We start from the raw sequence: 24,948 nt of genomic DNA on the forward strand, positions 1-24,948 counted from the left end.
GGTCCCTCACAGCGCGCGGATCTCGACGCGCGGCTCGGGGCGGGCGAGCGGCGCGAAGGCCAGCGGATTGCGCAAGGGCAGGCCGAACGGCTCCGCCTCGATCTCGAAGACGTCGCCGTCGCGCGGCGCGATGCCGGCGGCGAAGGACAGCGTCGCCGTTCCGAACATGTGCACATGCAGATCGCCCGGCTGACGGAACAGCTTGTACTTGAAATGGTGGTGTTCGAGGTTTGCCAGCGAATGATTCATGTTGGCCTCGCCCGATAAAAACGGCTCTTCGAAGATCGTCTCGTTGCCCCGCCGGATCCGCGAGCGGCCCTCGATATGGTCCGGCAGCTCGCCGATCAGCAGTTCCGGGCCGATGGCCGCGGGACGCAGTTTGGAATGGGCGAGATAGAGATAGTTCCGCCGTTCCATGACATGGTCGGAGAACTCGTTCGCCAGCGCCCAGCCGAGCCGCACCGGCGTTCCGTCGGCGGCGATCAGGTAGATCCCGGCGATTTCCGGTTCCTCGCCGCCGTCCTCGGCAAACTCCGGCGCCTCCAGCGGCGCGCCGGGGGCCGCGAGCGCGAAGCCGTTGCCCTTGTAGAACCATTCCGGCTGCACCCCGGCGGCACCGTTCGCAGGCTTGCCGCCCTCAAGACCCAGCCGGAACATCCGCATGCTGTCGGTCTCGTGCTCTTGCGCCGCCTTGTGCATTTCCGCACGCGTTGCCGCCGAGCCCAGATGCGTGAGCCCGGTGCCGGTGATGTGGAGATGGGCGGGATCGGGATGGGTCACCGGCGGCAGAAGCCTGCCGGCGGCATAAAGCGCCTCGATGTCCACCGCGTCCCTGACGCCGAGCGCGGCGATCCGCTCGCGCAGCGGCTGGCCCGTTTCGATGCAGTCGAGCGCGAGCGCGTAAAGGCACAGGTCGGTCTTGACCTCGTAGGCTTCGGTTCCCTCGCGCACGACGATCTGCGGGGTTCCGCCCGCCCGGGAATATTGCGACAGCAGCATGGCTTCACCCCTTCTGCTTGTTCAGGACGTCGAAGATCACCGCGGCCAGCAGAACCAGCCCCTTGATGACCTGCTGCCAGTCGATGCCGATGCCGAGGATCGACATGCCGTTGTTCATGACCCCCATGATGAAGGCCCCCACCACGGCGCCGACGACCGTGCCGACCCCGCCGGACATGGAGGCGCCGCCGATGAAGACGGCCGCGATCACGTCGAGTTCGAAGGCGACGCCGGCCTTGGGCGTCGCGGTATTGAGACGGGCGGCGAAGACGAGGCCGGCAAGGGCCGCGAGCATGCCCATGTTGGCGAAGGTCAGAAAGGTCAGCCGCTTGGAATTGATGCCCGACAGCGACGCCGCCTTCTCGTTGCCGCCGATGGCGTAGATGCGGCGGCCGAAGGTCGTGCGGTTGGTCAGGAAGGCGTAGATCGCGATCAGGAGCGCCATGACGACGAAGACGTTAGGCAGCCCGCGAAAGCCCGCCATGAGCCAGGACATGTAGACGAGGGCGGCGAAGATCAGCAGGTTTCGCGCGGCGAAGAAGGCGAAGGGCTCGACCTCCGCGCCGACGTTGCGTTGCTGGGCGCGGGTGCGCATGGCGAGCCACAGCAGCAGGCCGGCCACCGCGATGCCGACGACGAGCGAGAACAGGTTCAGATGTTCGCCGGAAAAAATGTCGGGCACGAAGCCGGAGGCGATGAGCCGGAAATGCGGCGGGAAGGGGCCCACCGACTGGCCGGCGAGCAGCCACAACGTCAGGCCCTTGAAGACCAGCATGCCGGCAAGCGTGACGATGAAGGAGGGGATGCGGAAATAGGCGACCCAGAAGCCCTGCGCCATGCCGATCAGCGCGCCGGCGGCGAGGCAGAGAAGGCAGGCGACCGGCCACGGCATCCCCCATTGCACGATCATCACCGCCGCGAGCGCGCCGATGAATCCCAGCACCGAGCCGACCGACAGGTCGATATGGCCGCACACGATCACCAGCAGCATGCCCACCGCCATGATGACGATGTAGGAATTCTGCAGGATGAGATTGGTCAGGTTCACCGGCTTCAGCAGGATGCCGTCGGTCGCGACCTGAAAGAAGGCCATGATGGCGACCAGCGCGATCAGGATGCCGTATTCGCGCAGGTGCCCTTTCAGAAAGTGCCAGCCGGATTTGCCGCCCCCGGATCTGGAGGTTTCGGGCCTGTCGGCAACGACGATCGGTGTGGTCGTGTCGCTCATGCGGCTGCCCCCGCCTCTGCTCCCGACTTGACAATCCTTGCCATGATCTTCTCCTGGCTCGCTTCGGCCGCCGGCATTTCGCCCACGAACCGGCCTTCGCTCATCACGTAGATGCGGTCTGAAATCCCAAGCAGTTCAGGCAGTTCCGACGAGATCACGATGATCGCCTTGCCCTGGGCGGCGAGGTCGCGGATCACGGTGTAGATCTCGAATTTCGCGCCGACGTCGATGCCCCGCGTCGGCTCGTCGAGGATCAGGATGTCCGGATCGGCGAAGAGCCACTTGGACAGCACGACCTTCTGCTGGTTGCCGCCCGACAGATCGACGACGGCCTGTTCGACGGACGAGGACTTGATCGCCAGCCGGTCGCGGTAGTGTTCGCCCACCTCCGCCTCGCGGTGACGCTCCACGATGCCGTTGCGGGCAACCGCTGGAAGATTGGCGAGCGGCACGTTGCGCCGGATCGTGTCGTCGAGGATGACGCCGTAGGTCTTGCGGTCCTCGGTGGCGTAGGCGATGCCGGCGGCGATGGCCCGCTGCACGGTGGAGACGTCGGCGGGTTCGCCGTTGATTGCGACCTCGCCGGAAATGTTGCGTCCGTAGCTGCGGCCGAAGAGGCTCATGGCGAGTTCCGTGCGCCCGGCCCCCATCAGCCCGGCGATGCCCAGCACCTCGCCCTTGCGCACGTTGAAGCTGACATTATCGACCACCCGGCGATCCGGGTGCAGCGGGTGACAGGCGGTCCAGTTGCGGACTTCCATCGCGATCCCGCCCGGTTCGCCCGGCCTGCGCGGCGGGTAGCGGTCCTGCAGCGAGCGGCCGACCATGTTGCGGATGATGTCGTCCTCGTCGACGCCGTCGGCACACGCCATGCGCGCCACGGCGGACCCGTCGCGCAAGACCGTGATCGTGTCGGCGACCTTGGAGACCTCGTTCAGCTTGTGCGAGATCAGGATCGAGGTGATGCCCTTGCCGCGAAAGTCGACGAGCAGATCCAGAAGCTTCTCGCTGTCGCTCTCGTTCAGCGAGGAGGTCGGCTCGTCGAGGATCAGCAGGCGGACGTTCTTCGACAGCGCCTTGGCGATCTCGACGAGCTGCTGCTTGCCGAGGCCGAGCTGTTCGACGATCGTCTCCGGGTTCTCGTTCAGCCCGACGCGGGCCAGAAGCTCGCCGGCGCGCTCGTGCGTCTCGCGCCAGTCGATGATGCCGGCGCGCGCGCGCTCGTTGCCGAGAAAGATGTTTTCCGCCACCGACAGAAGCGGGATCAGCGCCAGTTCCTGGTGGATGATGATGATCCCCAGATCCTCGCTGTCGCGGATGGAGCGGAAGGTGCGCGGGGCGCCGTCGAAAACGATCTCGCCCTCGTAGCTGCCGTGCGGATAGACGCCGGACAGCACCTTCATCAGCGTCGACTTGCCCGCCCCGTTCTCGCCGACGACGGCATGGATCTCGCCCTCGGCAACCGAAAGGGTCACCCGGTCAAGCGCCTTGACGCCCGGGAATTCCTTGGTGATTTCGCGCATTTCGAGTATCGGCGACATCGGATCCTCGCGTCTTTTCGAAGAGATCCGCCGCAGGCGGCCGGGCAGGGCGGGTCATCGCGTGCCACGGCCGGCCGAAACAGGGCAAGCCGGGGCCAGGGGGCTGGGGCAGGGGGCCGGCACATGGCCAGCCCCGGCGGCTGTCGATTTCGGGAAAACCGAGACGACGACCTGCTGAACCGCTCCGGCCCGCGCAGGCGACTTTGCCGGCGCCTTTCGCGGATCGGCGGCGGCGGTGCTACTTGATCTGGTCTCGGGTGTAGTAGCCGCTCTCGATCAGCACGCTCTCCCAGTTCTTCGCCGTCACCGGAACCGGCTCCAGCAGGTAGGAGGGCACGACCTTCACGCCGTTGTCGTAGGTCTTGGTGTCGTTGATCTCCGGCTGGCCGCCGGTGAGCAGCGCGTCCACCATGCCGACGGTCACGCGGGCGAGTTCGCGGGTGTCCTTGAAGATGGTGGAATATTGCGCGCCGCGCAGGATCGCCTTGACGGAGGGAACCTCCGCATCCTGGCCGGTGATGATCGGCATCTTCATGTCGCCCGAGCCGTAGCCGACGCCCTGCAGCGAGGAGATGATGCCGATGGACAGGCCGTCATAGGGCGAAAGCACCCCGTTGACCTTCCGGTCGGTGTAGTAGGCCGACAGCAGATTGTCCATCCGCGCCTGGGCGACCGAGCCGTCCCAGCGCAGCGTGCCGACCGTATCCATGCCGCGCTGGCCGGAGGGAATGGCGATCTGGCCCTCGTCGATCAGCGGCTGCAGCACCGACATGGCGCCGTTGTAGAAGAAGTAGGCGTTGTTGTCGTCGGGGCTGCCGCCGAACAGCTCCACGTTCCAGGGCCTGGTGTCGGGAAACCGCTCTTTCAGCCCGGAAACCAGCGTTTCGGCCTGCTGCACGCCGACCTTGAAATTGTCGAAGGTGGCGTAATAGTCGACATCGCCGCTGTCGCGGATCAGCCGGTCATAGGCGACGATCTTGATATTGGCGGCCGCGGCGTTCGCCAGCGCGCTCGTCAGCGTGGTGCCGTCGATCGCGGCGATGACGAGAACGTCCACGCCCTTGGTGATCATGTTCTCGATCTGGGCGAGCTGGTTGGGGATGTCGTCCTCGGCATATTGCAGGTCGGTGGTGTAACCGGCCACCTCAAACTGCTTCACCATGTTGTTGCCGTCGTCGATCCAGCGGGCGGACGACTTTGTGGGCATGGCGATGCCGACATATCCCTTGTCCTGCGCAATAGCAGGGGCGGCAAGCGCAATGGAAATCGAAACAGAAATCGCGGCCGCGCCGAAGGCGCGTCTGGTCAAATGCATTTTTCCCTCCCGGTCCCGACTGTTCCGCATTGGCTGCGGTGCGCCGGATTCTTTTCATGGATTCCCCTCCGGAACCCGTGATCATTGCACGTTGCTCCTTGCCGCTATAACAATCAAATACGCATTCCGGATTTAGTTATACTCTTTTTGGAATATCGCAGATGGATACGGCCCCTTCGGCAAAAGGCGGGTTCACCGTACGCGACGAGTTGATCCGGCGGGGGTTGCGGCTGTCGCAGCTGCGGCTTTTGCTGGCGCTGTCGGAAACCCGTCAGGTCTCGGCCGCCGCCGTGCAGGTGGCGATGACCCAGCCGGCCGCCTCGCGTCTGCTGTCGGATCTGGAAAAGACGGTCGGCGCCCGGCTCTACAACCGCCATGCCCGCGGTGTGACCCTGACGCCGGCGGGCGAGGCGCTGGCGGAGCGGGCGCGCCAGACCCTGCGCGGCCTCGATGCGGTGCAGCACGAAATCGCCGCCATCGAGAGCGGCGAGCGCGGCACGGTGCGCATCGGCAGCGTGACCGGGCCGGCGGTGCAGCTGGTGCTGCCGGTGATCCGCGAATTGCGCGTGACCTATCCCGAAATCGAGCTTTCGGTGCTGGTCGATACCAGCAACAAGCTCGGCGACGCGCTCATTGCCGGCGATCTCGATTTCTATATCGGCCGGGTTCCCGACGGCATGGAAACGCGCACCGTCGCTCTCGACGAGATCGGGCCGGAGCCGGTCTCGCTCATCGCCCGGCTGGAGCATCCGCTGTCGCGCCGCGCCGATCCGACGATGGCGGATTGCCTGGCCTACGACTGGGTGATGCAGCCGGAGGACGGGTTGCTGCGCCGCACCGTGGAGGCCTATCTGCTGCGCAACGGCTACCGGCCGCCGGAGCGCATCCTGAGCACCTCCTCGATGCTGCTGACGCTCGCGATCATCTGCGAGACCAACGCGATCGCCCCGATCGCCCGCTCCGCGGCCGATTTCTACGCCTCGCAGAACGCCTTCGGCGGCCGCATCCGGTGCATCGACGCCGGCCGCGACATGGCCGTGGTGCCCTATTCGCTGATCTACCTGCGCGACGTCGAGCCCTCGCCTGCGGTGCGCCGGGTGCGGCAGCTGATCCGGCGCAAGATCCCGTCAGGACGCGGCGGCCAGGATCCGGCCCCCTGAACGCAGCCCCGTGAACAGAGATTCATGAACCGGGACGGGCAGGGGCCCACCGCCAAAGCCGCTTCCTGTCGGCCAGATCGGATTGGTTCAATCTGATCGGGATATGCTCCAGCATTTCATGGTTCGGCGGAATCAGAACGCGTGCATTTGTGTTGTGGCCCATCCTTCGAGACGGCCTTTTCAGGCCTCTTCAAAGTCTGACACGAGAATGGTAGCCGGTTGTGCGCCTTCAACCTTTCACGCTCATGCCCCACCGCCGTCATTGCCCGGCGAAGTCCGGGCAATCCACCTCCAGTCGCAGCATTCGGGGCGCACGCTGGATCACCCGGGCTTCGCCGGGTGATGACGATGGAGAGGTATGAAAGCGCTTAGACTTCGACGCGAAGAACCGGTTACCATTTTAGGGCCAGACACTGAGTAGGACGTTGCGAACGTGGCCGTCGTTCACCAAACCAGCCACAAACACAACATCATCCTGAGGAGCCCGCGTGACCGGGCATCTCGAAGGATGGGCGACTTGCTTCTGTCTGTCCATGAATTGCTCTAGTACTTCAGGCCGAATTCGCTGATCTTGTTGAACAGATGCCGCTTGGTGATGCCCAGATGGTTGGCCGCCTCGCCGATGTCGTAGTTGTAGTGACCGAGAACCTTCTCGATGTAACTCTTTTCGGTTTCCTTCCTCAGTTCCCTCAAGGAGCGCGAGTCGATGCCGTTTTGGGGCTGGGCGTAGTCGGTGGGCACGACGGACTCGTCCAGTTCGATCCGCCCGTCCTGCGAGAACACGACGAGCTTCTCGATGATGTTGCTGAGCTCGCGCACGTTGCCCGGAAACGGATAGGTCTTCAGGAACTGGGAGGCCTCGTCGCTGATGGCGGTCACCGTCCGGTCGTACTTGCGGCTGAAGCGGGCGACGAAATAGGAGATGAACGTGTCCAGATCCTCGCGGCGCTCCCTGAGCGGCGGGATCTGGATGTTGACCGCGTTGATGCGAAAAAGCAGATCCTGCCGGAACCGGCCGGTGGCGATCTCCTCCTTGACGTTCCTGTTCGTCGCGGAGATCAGGCGGATGTCCACGTCGATGCTCTTGTTGCTGCCGAGCCGCTCGATCGACCGGCTTTCCAGAACCCGCAAGAGCTTCACCTGAATGGCCGGCGACAGCTCCAGCGCCTCGTCGAGAAAGAACGTTCCCCCCTGCGCCTCCTCGAAGCGGCCGACCCGCCGCCCGACCGCGCCCGTGAACGCGCCCTTCTCGTAACCGAACAGCTCCGCCTCAAGCAGGTTTTCGGGAAAGGCCTGGCAGTTGATGGCCACGAAAGGGCCGTCCCGGCGCAGGCTGTTGTCGTGGATGTGGCGGGCCAGGACTTCCTTTCCCACGCCAGACTCGCCGCTGAGCAGCACCGACAGGTCGGTCCCCGCGACCTTCTCCACCACATGCTCCACCTGACGCATCTTGGGGCTGGCGCTGGCACTCAAAAGCGGTTCGTTGAGGTCCAGATGCGTGCGCACGATCTGCTTCAGCCGATGGATCTTCTCGATTTCGTGCAGCAGCTCGCCGGGATCCGTTCCCTTGATGAAATAGCTGAACGCCCCGGAGCGGATCGCCTCCACCGCGTTGCGGATGGAGCCGTAGCCGGTCACGATGATGACCTCCGCCGCCACGCCCATCGCCTTTATCGCGCGAAGCAGCCCGATGCCGTCCATGTTCGGCATGACCAGATCGCTCAGAACAAGGTCGTAGGTGTTGGCGGCGAGCTTTGCCAGCGCATCGGCGGCGCTAGCCGCATCATCCACCTCGTGGCCGGCATCTCTCAGAAGGATGCGGAAGAGTTGTCGGTACTCCGCCTCGTCGTCCACGACGAGTATAGACAGTCCCGGTTTCATGCCACGCCTCTCAGTCTGACTGTAAATGCCGTCCCCTCGCCCGGCTTTGTCTTCACGCTGATCTCTCCTCCCAGCTTCTGAACCTCGTTGTAGACGATGTAGAGCCCGAGCCCCGTCCCCTTGTTGGGCCCCTTCGTGGTGAAGAACGGCAGGAAAAGCGACTTGATGTGCTCCTCGGAAATGCCAACCCCCGTATCGGACACGGTGATGAACGCGTTCGCGCCCCTGGTCGTGGCCGCAAGCCTGAGCGTCCCGCCCTCCGGCATCGCGTCGATGGCATTGGAAAGCAGGTTGATCAGGATGTGCTTCATGCTCTCCAGGTTGGAGTGGAGAAGCAGCGTTTCAGGCACATCCAGCGCCGTCTCTATCCCCGCGATCTCGTAGGTCTTGCGGCCGAGCGCGAACAGCTCGGTGCCCAGAGCATGAAGGCTGAACGTGTCGCGCTCGTCGCCCGAAAGGCGCGAGAAATTCAGCAGGTTGGAGATGATGGTGTTCGCGCGCTCGATCGAGTTGTCGATCACCGTCAGGTAGCTGGCGATGCTTTCGGGCTGCGCGGCCGCCCCCTGGGGCTGGGCGTTGCGGATGAGGTAGCTGTAGGAGCGGATCAGGCCGAGCGGATTGCGGATCTCGTGCGCCATGCCGGTGGCGAGTTCGCCGATGGCCGCCATCTTGTTTTCCAGGATCAGCTTGGACTCGTCCTCCTTCTCCTTCGTCACGTCCTTCACCGTGACGATGATGTTCACCACCTGATCCTTGTCCTCGACCGGATAGAGCGCCACCCTCAGGATGCTGTCGCGGAACGGGATCTGCGCCTCCCGGCTTTCCCCGTCGCGGAACACGCCCTCCACCATGGCGTCGTTTTCGGTGAGAAAGGCGAGCTCGGGAAACTCGGCGATGGAATGCTCCTTCAGCTTCTCGCGCGCCGTGCCCAGGTATTTCTCCAGGCTGAAATTCGCGTTCAGGATCTTGCGGGCGTGATCGAGGATGAAGATCATGTAGGGGATGTTCTCCAGAATCTTCTCCAGCTCCAGCTTGCGGTAGGCGATCTCTTCGGTTCTCTTCGCGATTTCCTCCTTCATGCGCTGATGAACGGTCTGGAACAGGAAGGCGACGGCCGCCAGCAGAACGATGGAGGCCATCGTCCAGATCAGCGCGCGGCGCTGGTTGGAGCCCTCCTCGATGGGCGAGGTCACCCCCATCCATTTCTGCTGCAGGCGGTTGATGATGTCCGCCTTCTTCAGGTGCAGGATGCCCTTGTTGATGATGCTGACCAGCCGGTCGTTGCCCTTGCGGGTGGCCAGCACCACGTCCTGCTCGTAGAGGGTGCGGTCCGACAGGCTGAGCTGGCCGTGCGCCTGCTCCTGGTTCAGGTAGTAGAGAAGCACCGGCTCGTCGCCCACCACCGCATCGCCCTTGCCGGCCAGCAGAAGCGCGATGCTTTCCGCCTGGCTGTCGGCATGGACGAACGTGGCCTTGACGCCCGCGTCGTGCAGGAAGTCCTCTGCGTAATCGCCCTTGGTCAGGATGATGCGCTTGCCCCGAAGCCCTGCCAGCGTCTGGATCGGGCCGGCATCGCGCCGCGACAGGATGGCGCCGCGCAGCCTGTAGATCGGATGGGCGAAGGAATAGGTCTCAGCGCGCTCGGGGCTGACGGAGATGTCGCAAAGGTCGGTCTCGCCCTCCTTCAGCTTCAACAGCGCATCCGACCAGACGGAGGGAACGAACTCGATCTCGATCCCCAGCTCCACCGACAGACTGTTCACATAGTCGATGACGATGCCCTTGTACTGGCCGGATCTCGGATCGATGTAGCTCAGCGGCGGGGAACTCGCATCCGTTCCATAGATCAACCGGCCATGCGATTTCAGATAGTCTTTTTCCTCGCTCGTGTAGTCGGCGGAATATCTGACATATTCCTTCAGGTTGAGGCCGTAGGTGTTCTCCACCAGATAGTTGGCGATCAGCAGGATCGCGCAGGCCAGCACGACGACGAAGCCAACGGTTCTGGCCAGCCTCATGACGCGCCCCCTGCCGCCCGCCGCACCGGTTCCGGCGCGGAGAAAAAGCGAGAATCGCCTGCCCTGCCACATGGCGCGTTGCCCTCTCGATTCATGACGCCGGCCCCGGGGCCGGACGTGCGTCGGGCTGTATCGACCGACGACATCCGGCGACGGTTCGCAAGGTGGGGGCCAGCCACCGGCCGACGGGATGGGGAGAACATGTGTCGCCTGCGCTTTTTCGTTTTCGGCTTTTTCTTCAACGCGATCACACTATGCCACAAACAATGCGGCGGCCCTTGTGCACGGGCGCCGAACGGCGCCGCATGTGATGATTTGTAGCGCCGCGCGGCATCGTTACAGCCGGTGTCGAGGTTACGGTCGGCGTCGACCTCGCGCGCAGCACAGGCCGGCCAGCCGCCGACGTCATCGACATCGGCAGCCGGCCGGCCGGGGCGGGCGGCCTTTACGCAAATTCCGGTTCGTAAAGGGTTTCGCCCACCTCGGCGCTCGTGATCGTCGTCCCAGCTTCGCCGCGAACGAGCGCCGGCAGATCCTTCAGCGCGCCGATGACCGCCGGCTTGCCGGTCAGGCGTGCGAAGTTGCACGCCGCCTCGACCTTCGGCCCCATGGAGCCGGCGGGGAAGGCATGGGCGGCCATCGCGTCGGGGGAGGCGCGACGGATCGAGCGGGCCTCGGGCGTCCCCCAGTCGAGGAACACGGCATCGGCATCCGTCGCCATCACGAACATGTCGACATCGAGTTCACGTGCCAGGAGATCCGAGCACAGATCCTTGTCGATAACCGCCTCCACGCCGGCGAGCTTGCCGTCATCTCCGTAAGCGGTGGGAATGCCACCGCCACCGGCCGCGACGACGATCGCCCCCTTCTCCAGGAGCCATTCGATCGGCCGGATCTCGAAGATCCGCTTCGGCTTGGGCGAGGGCACGACGCGGCGCCACTTGTTGCCATCCTGCCGGAAGATCCAGCCCTTCTCCTTCTCCAGATCGTCCGCCTCCTGCTTCGAATAGACCGGACCGATGAACTTGGTCGGGTTTTTGAAGGCGGGATCGCCGCGATCGACCTCGGTCATCGTCAGCACGGTTGCGAACGGCACCTCGAACGGCAGCAGGTTGCCCAGTTCCTGCTCGATCATGTAGCCGATCAGGCCTTCCGTCTCCGCCCCCAGAACGTCGAGGGGAAAGAGCGAGCTGGGGTCGTAGGCATGGCCCTGCAGCGACAGCAGTCCGACCTGCGGACCGTTGCCGTGGGTGACGATCACCTCGTTGCCCGGGCAGATCGTTGCAAGGGACTGCGAGGCGATGCGGACATTGGCGCGCTGCGCCTCCGCCGTCATCGGCTCGCCGCGGCAAAGCAGGGCGTTGCCGCCCAGTGCGACCAGAATACGCATGAGATCAATCCCCCAGTGTCGCGACGAGAAGCGCCTTGATGGCGTGCATGCGGTTCTCGGCCTGCTCGAACGAGAGGTTCTGCTCGGACTCAAAGACGTCCTCCGTCACCTCCATTCCGTTCAGCCCGAACTGCTCGAAGATCTCCTGGCCGACCTTGGTCTCCAGATTGTGGAAGGCCGGAAGGCAATGCAGGAACTTCACCTGCGGATTGCCCGTCGCCGCCATCAGCTTCTCGTTGACCTGATAGGGCTTCAGAAGCTCGATGCGCTCGCCCCATACCTCCTTGGGCTCGCCCATGGAGACCCACACGTCGGTGTAGACGAAGTCGACATCCTTCACCGCCGCGCAAACATCCTCGGTAATGGTGAGGCGGGCACCGTGCTTTGCCTGCAGGCTGCGCGCCTGCGACTGGTAGGTATCGGCCGGCCACAGCACCTCAGGACCCGCAAGGCGCACGTCCATGCCCATCAGGCAGCCGCCCAGCATGAGCGAGTGGCCCATGTTGGACCGGGTGTCGCCGACATAGGCGAACTTGATCTGGTTGAGCGGCTTGTCGGTGTACTCGCGCATGGTCATCAGATCGGCGAGGATCTGGGTCGGGTGATACTCGTCGGTGAGGCCGTTGTAGACCGGCACGCCGGAGAAGGCGGCGAGCTGCTCCACCGATTCCTGCGAATAGCCGCGGAACTCGATGGCGTCGTACATCCGCCCCAGAACGCGGGCCGTGTCCTTGACGGATTCCTTGTGCCCCATCTGCGAGCCCGCAGGATCGAGATAGGTCACATGCGCGCCCTGGTCGTGGCACGCGACCTCGAAGGCGCAGCGGGTGCGGGTCGAGGTCTTCTCGAAGATGAGGGCGATTTCCTTGCCCTTGAGATGTTCTTGCTCGGTGTGGGCGTACTTCGCCCGCTTCAGATCGCGGGCGAGGTCGAGCAGGTACCTGAACTCGCGCTGGCTGTAGTCCTGGACGGTCAGCAGGGACCGGTCACGAAGGTTTAAAGACATTTTCGAACTCCTGATGAAGACTGGTTAGAGAGCGACGGGATCGCGCAACACGGGGCAGGTCATGCAGTGGCCCCCGCCACGGCCGCGGCCCAGTTCGCTTCCCCTGATCGCGATGACTTCCACGCCCGCCGCGCGCAGGGCGGAATTGGTCAGTTCGTTGCGCTCGTAGGCGACGACGACACCCGGCTCGAGTGCGACGACATTGGCGCCGTCGTCCCACTGCTCGCGCTGCTGCTCGTAGGCATCGGCAGTCGCGCCGGGAGTGACGACCCGCAGGTTCTGCTGGCCCATGGCTTCGGCCGCGATGCCGGTGCCCTCGGCGGTGAGGAAAGGCCGGGTCTCCGACTGGTAATCCACCTCGTCGTCGCGATCGCCGGGCCGCAGGCTCCAGCAGTGGATCTGCTCGCAAACCGGGATATAGGCGTCGACGACATCGCGGTCGCAGACCGTGAACACCGTGTCGAGATGCATCGCCGCGCGGGACTTGGGCATCTGGCAGGCGATGACCCGTTCGGCGGCTTCCGCCTTGAACAGGGTCCGGGCGAGCTCGCCGACCGTCTGCGGGGTGGTCCGCTCTCCCATGCCGACGAGCACCACGCCATTGCCGATCGGCATGACGTCGCCGCCCTCCAGGGTGGCGTTGCCGGTGTTGCGGTCGGGATCGCCCCACCAGATGCGGGCCCCGCCCTCGCCGAAGCGCGGATGGAACTTGTAGACCGCGGCGAGCAGCAGCGATTCCTGCCGGCGCGCCGGCCAGTACATCGGATTGACGGTCACGCCCTCATAGATCCAGCAGGAGCTGTCGCGCATGAAGAGCGAGTTGGGCAGCGGCGCGAAGACGAAATCGTCCGGCTCCATGGAACCGGCGACGAGGCCGTGCGCCTCGAAGGGCAGCTCCGAACAGGCGATGCCGCCGATCAGATGCTCGGCCAGAAGCCGCGAGGGCATTTCATCGAGCCAGGCGCGGATGTCCTTGCACATGGCCGTGCCGACGAAACCGGGCGTGACGCGGCGGTCGAGAATGTAGGCGCGGCCCTGGGCCGTGTTCAGGACGTCGGCGAGAAGGTCGTGGAACTCGAGAACCTCGATGCCGCGGCCGCGCATCATCTGCACGAATTCGGCGTGTTCCTTCTGCGCTTCGGCTACCCAGAGAACGTCATCGAACAGCAACTCCTTGCAGTTCTCCGGCGTCAGGCGCTTCTGGGCGAGACCGGGACGGCAGACGATCACGGTCCTGAGCCGGCCGCATTCGGAATGGACGCCGAACGCGGACGTTCCTTCGGCGGCGGAGAAGTTCAGCATCTCCGGCGAGCAGGGCTGGGCTCCGTTGGGGGAAAGGCCAAAGTCTTGCATTTTTTCCTCTTTCGGCTTGTCGGCGGAGGCACTGCCGACGGTGGAAGTGGATGGAATGGGGAGCCGGCCTGGTGGTCGCGCGGTCGGCTCCCCGCCCGACGGTCCCGGGCAGGCGGGGCGCGTCGGAGGTTGGAGAAGCGGGAAAGGCGTTTCGCGCTTCTCAGAACGGCGAGATGGTTCCGTTGGAGATCAGCCAGCAGGCGATGCAGGCAGCGACGATGAGCGCCAGCGCGAACAGGCCTTCCCAGAAGTTGAACAGGCGGCCGTTTTCCTTGGCGTTGCGCCGTGCCAGGACGTAGACGACCATTCCGGGGGCAAAGAGGATCGTCATCATCAGCAGGAAGGACGGCCCGGCGGCGTAGAGCATCCAGACGCCGTAGACGGTGGCGATCAGACCGAAGATGAGGTCCTTGGTGCGGCCCCTGGGGTTTTCGTCGTAGCTCTCGCCCGTCAGCGCGATCTTGAGCGCATAGGCGCCGGAGAAGAGGTACGGCGGCAGGATCGCGACGGTCGCGATCGAGTAGAAGAACTGGTAGGCGGTGGACGCGAACAGGCTGAGGATCAGGAAGATCTGGATCAGGCCATTGGTCACCCAAAGCGAGTTGACGGGCGCACCGTTGGCGTTTTCCGCCGAGAACCAGCGCGGGAAGATGCCGTCCTTGCCGCAGACGTAGGGGATCTCGGCGCACAGCAGCGTCCAGCTCAGGAACGCGCCGCCGACGCAGATGACGAGGCCGAGATTGATGAGGCCCGAGCCCCACTTGCCGGCGATCGGCTCCAGCACGTAGGCCATCGCCGGGACCTGGAGATCCGCCAGTTCGGGCTGCGACAGGACACCGGTGGAGAGCAGGGAGACGAGAATGTAGATGGCGAGCGTGGCGAGGAAGCCGATCACGGTCGCCCGGCCGACGTCGGAGCGCCGCGCGGCACGACCGGAGAAGACGCTCGCCCCCTCGATACCGACGAACACCCACAAGGTGACGAGCATGGTGCTCTTGACCTGGCCGACGACGCTGCCGAGCCCGGTGAAGCCGTCGGCGGTCGCCTGACCCCAAAAATTGAAGGTGAACTTGTCGTAGTTGAAGGCCAGCAGCGTCAGCACGATGAACAGCAGCAGCGGCGCGAGCTTTGCGATCGTGGTGATCACGTTGACGAAGGCGGCTTCCCTGACCCCTCGCAGCACGAGCGTGTGCAGCAGCCACAGGCAGATCGAGGCGCCGATGACGGAGACCAGATTGTTGCCGGCGCCGAAGACGGGAAAGAAGAAGGCCAGCGCGCTGAAGATGGCGACCGCATAGGACACGTTGCCGAGAAAGGCGCTGATCCAGTAGCCCCAGGCGCTGGAGAAGCCGACGAAATCGCCGAACCCGGCCCGGGCGTAGGCATAAGGACCGGCATTCAGTTCCGGCTTGCGCATCGACAGGCTCTGGTAGACCAGCGCGAGCGCCAGAACGCCGATGCCGGTAATGGCCCACCCCAGGATGATCGCGCCGGGACTGGCTCCGGCCGAGGCGTCGTGCGGCAGGTTGAAAACGCCTCCGCCAAGCTCCGATCCGACGACCAGTGCGACGAGCGGCAGAAGGGTGAGTTTGCCGCTTTTCGACGACTTGGCAGCGGCGGCGTCTTCGGCGACGACATCTGCGACGGTACTGATATTTTCTGTGTTTGACATGTCTCGATACTCCGCATCGTGGACTTGTCCTGGTGCATGACGTCACGAAGGGGCGGTTGCGCAGGGATCGTTGCGGCGGGCGGAAGCGGGCATGCGGGTGCCCTGTCCCCCGACGCGACAAGTCGAACTGGCAAGAGATCCTCGGTCGCGAACGCAACGACCTGGCGGCGATGTGAGGGAGGTTCAGGAGCGCCTTGCGCTCACGCCGGCCGGTGGCCCGCGCTGCACGCAAAGTTCCGAATTTCCGCCGGTTTCAGCCTGGATTTCTTCGGGTCGGATGGTTTCCGGCGCGGTTTTATCCGGCCGGATGCAAACAGACCGGCGGAACAGCAGCCTTACGGCCGCACGCCGCCCACGGTTCCGACGGCGGTTCCGCATCCGCACTTTCGAGGGCATGCCCCCCGGCGTCGGCGCAAGATCCAAGGCACGGAAAGCGGTGTTTGCGGCATGGGTCATTCGACGGTTTCCTTTTGCGAGATAGAAATTGCAAAAGGCGTGCCACAACAAATCCCAAGAAAAATTCGCGCAATCTGGCCGTTTTCCGGAGACTCCGACTGTAATCGGGAAGAAATTTTCAGGGAAATAATGAAATTTTTTTCATTACCTTCGAACAGCTACGATCGGGGGGGGGCGCATGCCATTTCGGCCGGCGACGCATTCACGCCGGCAACGCCAGACGAGGCGACACGACGCCAGCGGCAAGGCGGATACCCGCAACCGCATCGGCCGGGCGTTCGGGGGCCGTCCCTGCGAAACGGCAGGCGCTCCGGCCACCCCTCCGCTACTCCGCCGCCAGCCCGAACAGCGAACGGGCAAGGTTCAGGCGGCCTTCGCCGGCGCGCTCGACCATGGCGCGGAAATATCCGCCGGGCGAGCCGATCCGGTCCGGCTCCCGCAGGCTCTTTTCAACCACCACGATGAGGATTGCCGCCGCCGTCTGGCCGCCGAGGCGTTCCTCCGCCAACGCCCAGGCGCTTTGCGAAACCCCGACGGCGAGGCGCAGCGCCTCGACGGCGTTGCGAAGATCGTTCCAGCTGGAAAGGGAAAGCCCCAGTTCGGACCCAACGAGCCGGCAAGCGGTTTCGATGAGGTGAATCGAGACATCGCTGAGATGAGGGTTCGGCGAGCGGTCTCCGCTCCCCTTGCTCCGTTGGCCGCCGCCCTTCGGCCGCGTACCGTGGGCTTTGCCGGTTCGCTCTGCCTTGCCCGCTTGCTCCCTTTTCGGGAGCCATTCGGCGGCAAAGCCGCCGTCAGTCTTTGATTTTATGTCGCCCGCGGATGCGGGCGTCCTTTCATTGTTACAAGGATTTCGAAGAGGATGAGCGTTTGTAATAGATAATGGCGTGACGTCGATGTCACCCGCGCCTGTCATATCAGGGGATCTAGAAAGATCATCGCCGGCGGCCCGCTCCTGGCGATCGCCGGCAGGATCAGACGCCCGATCGGCGGTTTGGCCGCCTTCCGCGACAGCGCTCACCAGCGCCTCGTAAAGCTCGTCGAGATCGGCGGCCTTGTCCTGTGCGGGACGGGTAGCGGACATCACGGTTTCCAGACGGCGCATGTAGGGGGAAAGATCGAGGGCGAGCCCCTCGCGCGCCGCGCTTTCCACGATGTCGAGGATTGCCCGCGACAGGCGCACAACGGCCCGGCGCGCCTCACGCTCGGCGTTCAGCTCCGCCTGATAGGCATCCGCCAACGCCGTGATCTCGCCGTAGCGCACCTGCGCGGGGCGGAAATCGAGCCCGTAGGCCCGCTCGATGGCGCCCTCGGTGTTGCGATGCACCCAGCGTCGGCCCGTGGAGCTGTCGCGATAGGCGAGAATGCCCGCCTCCACCAGCCGTTTCAGCGCCCGGATCACGGTACGCTCGCTGCGGCCGACATATTCGGCGAGCTTCCGGTTGGAAATGGCCACGACCGGCCGGTTGCCGGCCTCCCAGTCCCGCGCCTTGGAAAGGCCGAGCAGGATGTCGAGCACGTGATAGGCGGTGCCGTCGATGCCGAGCGGGCGGGCGGCGCGCTTCAGCGCAATGGCCACTTCCCCCTTTGTCACGCGGGGAACGTCGTTGGCCATGGCGAGGCGGGCGGAAGCGATGACGCCGGGCGTCACCTTCCGGAATGAGGCGATTGCTGCGGTAGGCATGCGTCCTCCGTTCGCCCGCGGCGGACAGGCCACGGGCGGCGCGTGATGTCGGACGGCCGCGAGAGGGGAATTTCGGCAAAGCAATACCGTTCGCGCGCAAGGACTCTTGCGCGTGATTCGCTTTTCGCCTAAAACGGAAGTGTTGACGGTTCCGTTGGGGCGAAATCCCCTGCGGCCATGAAATTTGGGGCTGAGCGGTTGCCGCCGTTCAGTCCCGTTTCATTTTCAGGGCCCGTTTCATTTCCAGGGCTTGCTTTTCCAAAGCCCGGTTTTCCCGAAAGTTCGGTTTCCTCCAGGTTCGGGCGTCGAAACTCGGTTCTCTCTCCTTCTCCCGTTGCTCTTTTCCCGCGCGGACCGACTGTCCGCACCATCTTGCGCGCCCCGCGCTATTCGTCGTCTTTCCGTTGCCGCAGAAAGTCGCCGTAGAACGAGGCGAGATTGTCGGCCAGCCAGTCGGCGAAGCCGTGATCGGACGAGGGCAGGGCGAGGTTCGCGCCCGTCGCCGTTTTCTTCAGTCTGGCGAGCGTGCGCCCGTCGTGCTCGATTGCGCGCATGTTGCCGGCCGCAGCATCGCCGCCGCGCGTGCGGTCTCCGCGCGCGGCACGGGTCAGCAGCGCCAGCCGCTCCGCGCCCTCCATCTGGCCGAGCCGTCTGTCGCGCAAGGCCGCGCGCACCCGGTCCACCGCCTTGCGGTCCTCCAAAAGCCGGGCGAACGTCATCCAGGCCGGCCGGCCCGCGTTCTTCGCCCGTCCGATGGCGCGCACGATGTCGGCGGGAATGGCGCCTGCCACGGACAGCAGCCGCGAAATGCCGGATTCCGAAAGCCCGAGGATCGGCTGCATGTCGCGCTGCTTCAGCCCCGCGCTCTTGAGCTGGCGGGCCCAAAGCGCCTGTTCGATGAAGGTCAGGTTCTCGCGAACCCCGTTCTCCACCGACTGCTCCCGGATCAGCTCCTGATCGGTGAGCGGGCGCACGTGAGCGCGGATCTTGACCGTTTCCGGCCGCCTGCTCTCGGCCATGAGCGCCTTCATGGCGGAAAGCCGCCGGTGCCCGTAGGCCAGCTGATAGCGCCCCGGCTGATCGGGATGCGGGCGTACCAGCACCGGGATCTTCTGCCCTTCCGCCTCGATGGAGTGTTTCAGCTCCTCAAGCGCGGCCGCCGCCTCGCCGTCGCCCTCCAGCCGGTCCTGGAAAGGGGAGGGGTCGATCTTGCCCGGATCGAGCGAGACGACACTGTCCTCCTTCAACTGGGAAAGCGCCCGGCCCATGGCGTTGACCACCGGCGCGCGCAGCCGCGTGCCGGAAGATGCCGGCGAGGAAACAGGCGCAGCCGCATCAGCGTCCGTGGCCGATGCCGTTTCGGGCGCCGACTTCGTCTCCGGGGCCATTCCGGCCCCGGCGGCCACTTTTCCGGCCTTCCCGGCCCCCGCCGCCGATTTTTCGACCTTCGCGGCCTCTGCCGCCACTCTTTCAGCCTTGGCGGCTTCCGCCGCTTCGGCGGCCTCGCTCATCAGCTTGACGATCGACTTTTTCATGGTCTTCGTCCCCACACCCTCTCGATCAGGTCCAGGATCTCGCCATTGACCTGATCGGCGCTTTCCAGCGCGCGCTTCAGGGTTTCCCGGCCGACCTCGCCGGGTTCGATCTCGTAAAGGCTCTTCTTGGCGACGCCGGCGGACGCGATCGCGGTCGATTCCACCGCTTCGGCGACCAGCACGTCCGCACCGAACAGGCCGCGCATGGTGCCGCCCATGATCTTCTGCGGCCCGTCATTGGGGTTGACGCGGGTCAGCAGGAACTTGATGAAATCGTGCTCGAACACCGCCCCGCCGCCGCGCAGCGTCGTGGTCACGTCGGCGATCATCTTCAGGAACTGCGAGCAGGAGGCCACGTCCAGCATCGCCGGATGCACGGTGATGATCAGCCCCGTCGCCGCATAGAGCGCGGCCATGGTGGTGTAGCCGAGCGAGGGCGGAGTATCGAGGATGACCACGTCGAAGCGGTCCTCCACCGAGGCGATCAGCGCATCGAGCCGCTCGAAGAACAGGCCCAGCTCGTCGGTCTGGCGCGCGGCGAGGCTCGTCGGCGTGTCGTATTCGAAATCCATCAGCCGCAGGTTGCCGGGCACCAGATGGATGCCGGTGAAATAGGTCTCGCGGATGACCTCGGAAAACGGCACGCGCAGGTTGTCGTAGCGCAGCGCGTCATAGGCGGTGTCGGTGCGTTCGTCCTCGTCCTCGCCGGAGCGCAGGTCGCGGTCGGGCTGGATGCCGAAGGTGGAGGTCAGCGAGGCCTGCGGGTCGAGATCGATGCACAGCACCCGGTAGCCCTGCAGCGCGAGGAAATGCGCCAGATGCACAGAGGTGGTGGTTTTCGACGAGCCGCCCTTGAAATTGGCCGCGGCGATGACCTGCAGCTTTTCGCCCTCCCGCCGGTGCGGCAGAAGCCGCAACGCGTCGTCGGGCCGCTGTTCGGCCAGATAGTGCCGCAGCGCCCAGACCTGATCCAGCGTATAGACGCGGCGGTTGTTGTCGGCGCGCAACGGCTGCGGCCCGCGCCCCTCCAGCGTCAGCGTGCGCAGGGTGCTTTCGGGAATGGCCAGCAGCCGGGACAGGTCCATGGTCGAGAACGTCCGCCCGAAAGCCTTGCGCGCTTCCGGCGGATAGGTCATCTCGCGCATGGACTGCAGCTTGTCCGAGAGCTTGTGGGTAAAGTCCTCGATCTTGGCAGTCGTGTCCCTGGCGGCAATTATTTCGCCTGCGCGCATTCGGCGCTCCTGACGGTTACGGGCCGTTCCAATTCATTATTGCGTCAGGGTAGGCGCAGCGCGTCCGATTCCGCAAGGAATTTTAGGTTAACGAAACCTGAACGCGGCGACCAGCGGGCCGCGCATTCCCGCGCCGTGCCGCCGTTTCTCGCTCCGCGCGCGGGTGGTCTTTTCCTGCACGAATTTTCATCGGCAAAGGCGACAGGGCGTGCCACCATGCCCATATGCTTCACAAGCGCGCCCTCCCACAGCCCCCGGGGGAGGCCCGATATTTCGCTCAATATATTGTTTGGATTGGTCTTTCCTCATGCCTGGCGATAATCCCCCCCGACCGTCCACCCCCGTTGCCCCGCTCCGCCGCAAGCGGGCGCGTGCGCCTGAGGAAGGTTCCGGAAGCGGGCGGGACGACGATGGCGCGCGCGATATCCGGCCGGCGCGGCGGGTCCGATACGAGACCGGATCACCGGACAGCCCCCGCGACGCAAGCGCACGGCGGACCGCAGCGCGGGCGCACGCGGATGATTCCTCGTCCGGTTTCGACAGCGGGGAGGAGGCGGAAGTCGCCGCGATTCTCGCACGCATGCCGCGGCGAAACCGACGGGCCGGCCAACCTGCGCCCGTTTTGCCTCCATCCGCCCCGCCCCCATCCGTTTTGCCTCCATCCGTTTCGCCCGCGCCCGATCTTCTGCCTGATCTCGACAGCGAGGAGGAGGCCGAGATCGACGCGCTGCTTGCCCGCACCGAACATGTGCCCGCGCGTGCGGGCAGGATGGTCGATACGGTCGAACAGAACGAAACGGGCGAAACGGACGAGGACGAGAGCGAGCTGGAATATGTCGAGCCGCGGGGCCTGCCCGCCCGGCGGGCCGACGGATCGGTCATCGAGCCCGGCCCGCGCCGTTTGCGCTTCAAGGCGCCCTATCCGCTTTACGGCTTTGGCCGTATCGAGGGCCGGCTCAACGACCACGTGCCGCCCGATTTCCGCCCCCGGCCGGTGGCGCGGCCCGAAACGCTGGTGCTCGACTTCAACAGTCTGGACCGCCGCATGCCGCAATTCCTGCCGGGCGAGGTCTTCGAAGAGATCTACGGGGCGGCCGCGCGGCGCGATTTCGCCGACACCGAACTCGTTCGCGGCCAGGACGACAGCTTCCGCCCGCGCGACAGGCAGGCCTTCGCCCGCGCGCCCTGCGCCGACATGACGATGATGGTGACGGATGGCGGCAATCACTTCTGGATGCGTCCGGAAGGACACGACCAGACGCTGGCGCACTGGTGCGACCTCTACGGGGCGAACAACATTCGCCTGCGCGACGGATCGGGCCATTTTCACACCCACGACCGCTTCAACGAGATCCACCGCACACAGTACAAGCCGAGGCCGGCCTTCGATGCCTTTGCGGCCTTCACCGGCCGCAGCGCACGCAGGGATATCCCCTCCATTCTGGTCCGCGAGGGGCCGGACACCTTCGTCGGCGCGGCCCGCTTCCTGCGTGAGGCGGCGGCCGCCGCGCCCGCACAGCCCGGGGCTCGCCGGGCCCATCTTTCCGCAGCGCTCGCCGGGCGCGCGTTCTGGATCCTGACGCCGACGGGCGACGACTATTTCTGCCCAAGCTCGGCCAACCTGACGAACAGGGCCTATCTGGAGCGGGTTCTGACCGGCCACGGCCTCGATCCGGCGGCCCTGCGCGCCGCACGGCCCACACCCGATACCGCGCCCCCGTCCTTTATGGTGCGCATGGACGCGGAGACGTTTCTCTCCGGCCGGGCGGCGGCGGCACAGGCGGCGGCGGTCGGGAAAACGCTGCTTCAGGCCCATGTGCGCGAGGATTTCTTTCTGCTTCGCCCAAACACCCGCGCGCGCGGCGGCAACTTTTCCGCCCCCGATCACTTTCGAAACGTCGCTTTGGCGGACATGGGACGCGAAGCGGTGGCGCTCTTGAACCTGCGCGCAAACGAGCGGGGCATGGTCGATTTTCCATTGACCGCTCCATTGACCGCCCAGGCCGCCCACACAGAGGCCGCCCGCACGGAGACCACCCGTTCCGCAGGGCCCCTGCGCGGCCTCCAGCCCCGCCCAAACGGCGGCGATCGCGGCCGTTAGGGCATAATTCCGGTCGGATTGAGGCAATCCGATCGACAGGACCATGCTCCGGCGGCAAGGCGGCGCGACGCGCCCGATGCTCTATCTCCGGCCCGCGCGTTCGGCCTCGAAAAAGACGGCGAGGGCGGCGGTGGCGAGCATGCGGCCGAAGGCGCGGTTGCTCTCAAAGCCGAGCGGATCGAAATGCGCCCGTGCGATCGCCACGAGGCGTCTGGCCATCATCCGCGAGGTGTGCACGGTCTCGCCCTCGATCTCGCCGCCGGGCGCGGTCCCCCTTCCGCATTCGGCCATTTTCCCGTCTTGCCCGCCGCAAAGCGTCGGATACTCGCGCGCCAGCGTGGTGAAGGTCCCGTCCTCAAGCCGCGCCTCGTAGAGATCGAGCGCGCGGCGCAGGATCATCTGCAACGCGCGCGCGGGCGGATGGGTGCGGGTGAGAAGGTCGAAACTGCGCGAGGCACCGGGCGCGGGCAGCGGAGCCGACAGGAACACCTGGATCTTCGCCTCCCGCCGCGCGGAGAAGGGGTCGAACGCCGCCGGCGCCCGCGCGGCCTTTGCCGCCGGCCGGGGTGGGGAGCCGCTGCCGGGCTTCGCAGGCGCGGATTGGCCCGCTTCAGGCCCGATCGATCGGGATTTTTCCGGCGCGGAGCGGACCTCTTCGGGAACGGACGGGGCGGGGCGGCCCATGACCGTATCGCGGGCCGTGTCAGGGGCCGTATCGCGGGCCGTGTCGAGGGCCGTGTCAGGAGCCCTGTCGCGAGCAATGTCGAGAGCAATGTCGAGGCCGGCCTGCCGGGTTTCGGCCAGGCGGCGCGCCTCGGTGACGGAGACGCTCGGTTTGCGAATACCCACGGCTATGCCCCCAGCGCGGTCTCGACATAGCGGCCGAGTGCGATCATTTCGTCCATCGCCTTGCGGTAGTTGCGTGCCGGCAGGCGCAGGCCCGGGCTGGTCTCCATGCCCGCCAGGGTTCGATGCAGCATGCCGCGCTTCTTCATCGCCGCGAAGGCGTCGCGCTCGAACATCGGCGTGTCGCACAGCGGCAGCGCGGACAGAAGCTCGATGCCCGATCGCTGCGAGGCCGTGATCCGCCCCATGGAGACCCGCTGCTGCAGGATCGCCGTGTGCGAATGCAGGTTCTCCGCCAGCAGAAGTTCGATGATGTAGCGATAGGTCGCCAGCGCCTCGTCGATGTCGAGCGGCGTCAGCATGGTCGGGACCAGAAGAAAATCGGAACTGGCGATGATGGTGTTGTTCAGCTCGCTCGAACCGCCATGCGTGTCGGCCAGCGCGTAATCATAGCCCTGCCGCTCCGCCATCTCGTAGGCGTCCTCCAGCGCCGGCAGTTCGTCGGCGACCAGCACCTCGCAGCGCTCGTCCCAGGTGTCGTTGCGCAGCGCGTTCTCCTTCCAGGTGGACAGCGGGCGGTTCTCGTCCGCTTCGAACAACGCCACCGTGCGCCCCCCCGACGCCAGCGCCGAGCACAGCCCCATCAGCGCCGTCGTCTTGCCCGCGCCTCCCTTGAACGAACAGCAGGTGATCAATCTCATGCGCGCAATGTCCTTCGACCCGATCCGTCGGGCGGCGGAAACCGCCCAGAAACGACTAAAAATGTGGAATTGTGTATTTGTATTTTCGTGTAATTGTACAAACTGTAAATATCATTTTCAATATCAGTTCGCAAATTAAATGTCTCCGTTTTCATTTTTTGCGCGTTCCTACTTGTATCTAGCGAAATTCGTCCCTACCATAACTACTAGAACGCCAAATTGTATGAACAGTATTTCGATATAGTCTTTCGTATTTACGGTTTTATTTAGTATATGCAAAAAATTCCGTAAATCAGACCAGACAGGACCCGGACGACATGACCACAGGCGAGAGCCACGATCGCGACGACATCCGCTTGCGGCAAACCACCCCCGACGGCGCCGGGCGGACGACCGAATTCGCCTTTGAGGGCAACGGGCGGCGCGCGGGAGCGTTCGACCCCAACGGCTACAAGATCCTGAGCGTGCGGCTGCGCGAGGCCGAATATGCCGGCTTTTGCGAGCATGTGCGCGCGCTGGGACTGACCAACAACATGGCCATGCGCATCGCGGCGCGGCGGATCGCGGGCTTTCTGGAACTCGACAGCGAAACGCGCCAGCACCTGCGCCAGATCACCCGCGAAATCGGCCTGATCGCCGACAGCCTGATCGAGCTGAACCGCCTCGCGCTGCATGCCGGCACGGTGGACATGGAGGCGCTGACCGCCTGCCGTCACGCCTTCGGCCGCGAATTCGCCGAGCTCGACACCCGGCTGAGGGCGATCCTGTCCGTCTCGCGCCGCCGCCACGACGGCAAGCGGCTGCTGGAGGCCGGGGCCGCGGCCTGAGGC

At 65.1% G+C, this 24,948-nt stretch carries 18 protein-coding genes; 3 read left to right on the forward strand and 15 right to left on the reverse strand.

Features of this window, described 5'->3' with window-relative positions:
- Nucleotides 1–6 precede the first annotated feature (6 nt).
- The 4 genes from araD1 to chvE all read right to left on the reverse strand — a co-directional run bounded on the left by araD1 (nucleotide 7) and on the right by chvE (nucleotide 5,083).
- Nucleotides 7–999 (reverse strand): AraD1 family protein, encoded by a 993-nt coding sequence (araD1, locus tag V2L18_RS19620; RefSeq protein WP_336180018.1) that lies wholly within the window; start codon nucleotides 997–999, stop codon nucleotides 7–9.
- Between the two features lie 4 nt (nucleotides 1,000–1,003).
- Nucleotides 1,004–2,227 carry a multiple monosaccharide ABC transporter permease gene (gene mmsB, locus V2L18_RS19625; protein WP_336180020.1) on the reverse strand — a complete coding sequence of 408 codons (1,224 nt, stop codon included), beginning with the start codon at nucleotides 2,225–2,227 and terminating at the stop codon, nucleotides 1,004–1,006.
- Nucleotides 2,224–3,768, reverse strand: a complete 1,545-nt coding sequence (gene mmsA, locus V2L18_RS19630) for a multiple monosaccharide ABC transporter ATP-binding protein (RefSeq protein ID WP_336180021.1) — start codon at nucleotides 3,766–3,768, stop codon at nucleotides 2,224–2,226. The genes mmsB and mmsA overlap by 4 nt, the downstream gene beginning before the upstream one ends.
- A 238-nt stretch (nucleotides 3,769–4,006) precedes the next feature.
- Nucleotides 4,007–5,083, reverse strand: coding sequence for a multiple monosaccharide ABC transporter substrate-binding protein (chvE, locus tag V2L18_RS19635; RefSeq protein ID WP_336180022.1), 1,077 nt, complete (start codon nucleotides 5,081–5,083; stop codon nucleotides 4,007–4,009).
- A 161-nt stretch (nucleotides 5,084–5,244) separates the two neighbouring features.
- Between chvE and V2L18_RS19640 the strand changes: the two genes are divergently transcribed.
- On the forward strand, nucleotides 5,245–6,243 hold the full coding sequence (locus V2L18_RS19640) for a LysR family transcriptional regulator (RefSeq protein ID WP_336180023.1): 999 nt from the start codon (nucleotides 5,245–5,247) through the stop codon (nucleotides 6,241–6,243).
- A gap of 543 nt (nucleotides 6,244–6,786) precedes the next feature.
- Here the strand turns inward: V2L18_RS19640 and V2L18_RS19645 are convergent.
- From V2L18_RS19645 to repA, 9 genes are all read right to left on the reverse strand, one after another.
- Nucleotides 6,787–8,124 (reverse strand): sigma-54 dependent transcriptional regulator, encoded by a 1,338-nt coding sequence (locus V2L18_RS19645; protein ID WP_336180024.1) that lies wholly within the window; start codon nucleotides 8,122–8,124, stop codon nucleotides 6,787–6,789.
- The gene (locus V2L18_RS19650) at nucleotides 8,121–10,142 is read right to left on the reverse strand and encodes a transporter substrate-binding domain-containing protein (RefSeq protein ID WP_336180025.1); all 2,022 of its coding nucleotides are present in this window, start codon (nucleotides 10,140–10,142) and stop codon (nucleotides 8,121–8,123) included. Before V2L18_RS19650 ends, V2L18_RS19645 begins: the two co-directional genes overlap by 4 nt.
- A 445-nt stretch (nucleotides 10,143–10,587) precedes the next feature.
- Complete coding sequence (arcC, locus tag V2L18_RS19655) at nucleotides 10,588–11,532, reverse strand: carbamate kinase (protein ID WP_336180026.1); 945 nt, start codon at nucleotides 11,530–11,532, stop codon at nucleotides 10,588–10,590.
- 4 nt (nucleotides 11,533–11,536) lie between these two features.
- Nucleotides 11,537–12,538: an ornithine carbamoyltransferase gene (argF, locus tag V2L18_RS19660; protein WP_336180027.1), complete on the reverse strand. Its 1,002-nt coding sequence runs from the start codon at nucleotides 12,536–12,538 to the stop codon at nucleotides 11,537–11,539.
- A gap of 24 nt (nucleotides 12,539–12,562) precedes the next feature.
- Nucleotides 12,563–13,840 carry an arginine deiminase gene (locus V2L18_RS19665; RefSeq protein ID WP_336180124.1) on the reverse strand — a complete coding sequence of 426 codons (1,278 nt, stop codon included), beginning with the start codon at nucleotides 13,838–13,840 and terminating at the stop codon, nucleotides 12,563–12,565.
- A gap of 211 nt (nucleotides 13,841–14,051) precedes the next feature.
- Complete coding sequence (gene arcD, locus V2L18_RS19670; RefSeq protein WP_336180028.1) at nucleotides 14,052–15,563, reverse strand: arginine-ornithine antiporter; 1,512 nt, start codon at nucleotides 15,561–15,563, stop codon at nucleotides 14,052–14,054.
- A gap of 781 nt (nucleotides 15,564–16,344) precedes the next feature.
- Nucleotides 16,345–17,703: a plasmid replication protein RepC gene (repC, locus tag V2L18_RS19675; protein WP_336180029.1), complete on the reverse strand. Its 1,359-nt coding sequence runs from the start codon at nucleotides 17,701–17,703 to the stop codon at nucleotides 16,345–16,347.
- A 386-nt stretch (nucleotides 17,704–18,089) separates the two neighbouring features.
- Nucleotides 18,090–19,238 carry a plasmid partitioning protein RepB gene (repB, locus tag V2L18_RS19680; protein WP_336180030.1) on the reverse strand — a complete coding sequence of 383 codons (1,149 nt, stop codon included), beginning with the start codon at nucleotides 19,236–19,238 and terminating at the stop codon, nucleotides 18,090–18,092.
- Complete coding sequence (gene repA / locus V2L18_RS19685) at nucleotides 19,235–20,470, reverse strand: plasmid partitioning protein RepA (protein WP_336180031.1); 1,236 nt, start codon at nucleotides 20,468–20,470, stop codon at nucleotides 19,235–19,237. Before repA ends, repB begins: the two co-directional genes overlap by 4 nt.
- A gap of 652 nt (nucleotides 20,471–21,122) precedes the next feature.
- Between repA and V2L18_RS19690 the strand changes: the two genes are divergently transcribed.
- Nucleotides 21,123–22,571, forward strand: coding sequence for a hypothetical protein (locus tag V2L18_RS19690; RefSeq protein WP_336180032.1), 1,449 nt, complete (start codon nucleotides 21,123–21,125; stop codon nucleotides 22,569–22,571).
- An 81-nt stretch (nucleotides 22,572–22,652) separates the two neighbouring features.
- Here V2L18_RS19690 and V2L18_RS19695 read toward each other — a convergent pair whose 3' ends face one another.
- Nucleotides 22,653–23,420, reverse strand: coding sequence for a VirC2 family conjugal transfer protein (locus V2L18_RS19695; protein ID WP_336180033.1), 768 nt, complete (start codon nucleotides 23,418–23,420; stop codon nucleotides 22,653–22,655).
- A 2-nt stretch (nucleotides 23,421–23,422) separates the two neighbouring features.
- On the reverse strand, nucleotides 23,423–24,118 hold the full coding sequence (locus tag V2L18_RS19700) for a conjugal transfer ATPase VirC1 (RefSeq protein WP_336180034.1): 696 nt from the start codon (nucleotides 24,116–24,118) through the stop codon (nucleotides 23,423–23,425).
- 317 nt (nucleotides 24,119–24,435) lie between these two features.
- Between V2L18_RS19700 and V2L18_RS19705 the strand changes: the two genes are divergently transcribed.
- Nucleotides 24,436–24,945 (forward strand): DNA mobilization endonuclease VirD1/MobC family subunit, encoded by a 510-nt coding sequence (locus tag V2L18_RS19705; protein WP_336180035.1) that lies wholly within the window; start codon nucleotides 24,436–24,438, stop codon nucleotides 24,943–24,945.
- Nucleotides 24,946–24,948 lie beyond the last annotated feature (3 nt).

Source organism: Breoghania sp. JC706, from assembly GCF_037026715.1.
In the GTDB taxonomy this organism is placed as follows: Bacteria; Pseudomonadota; Alphaproteobacteria; order Rhizobiales; family Stappiaceae; genus Breoghania.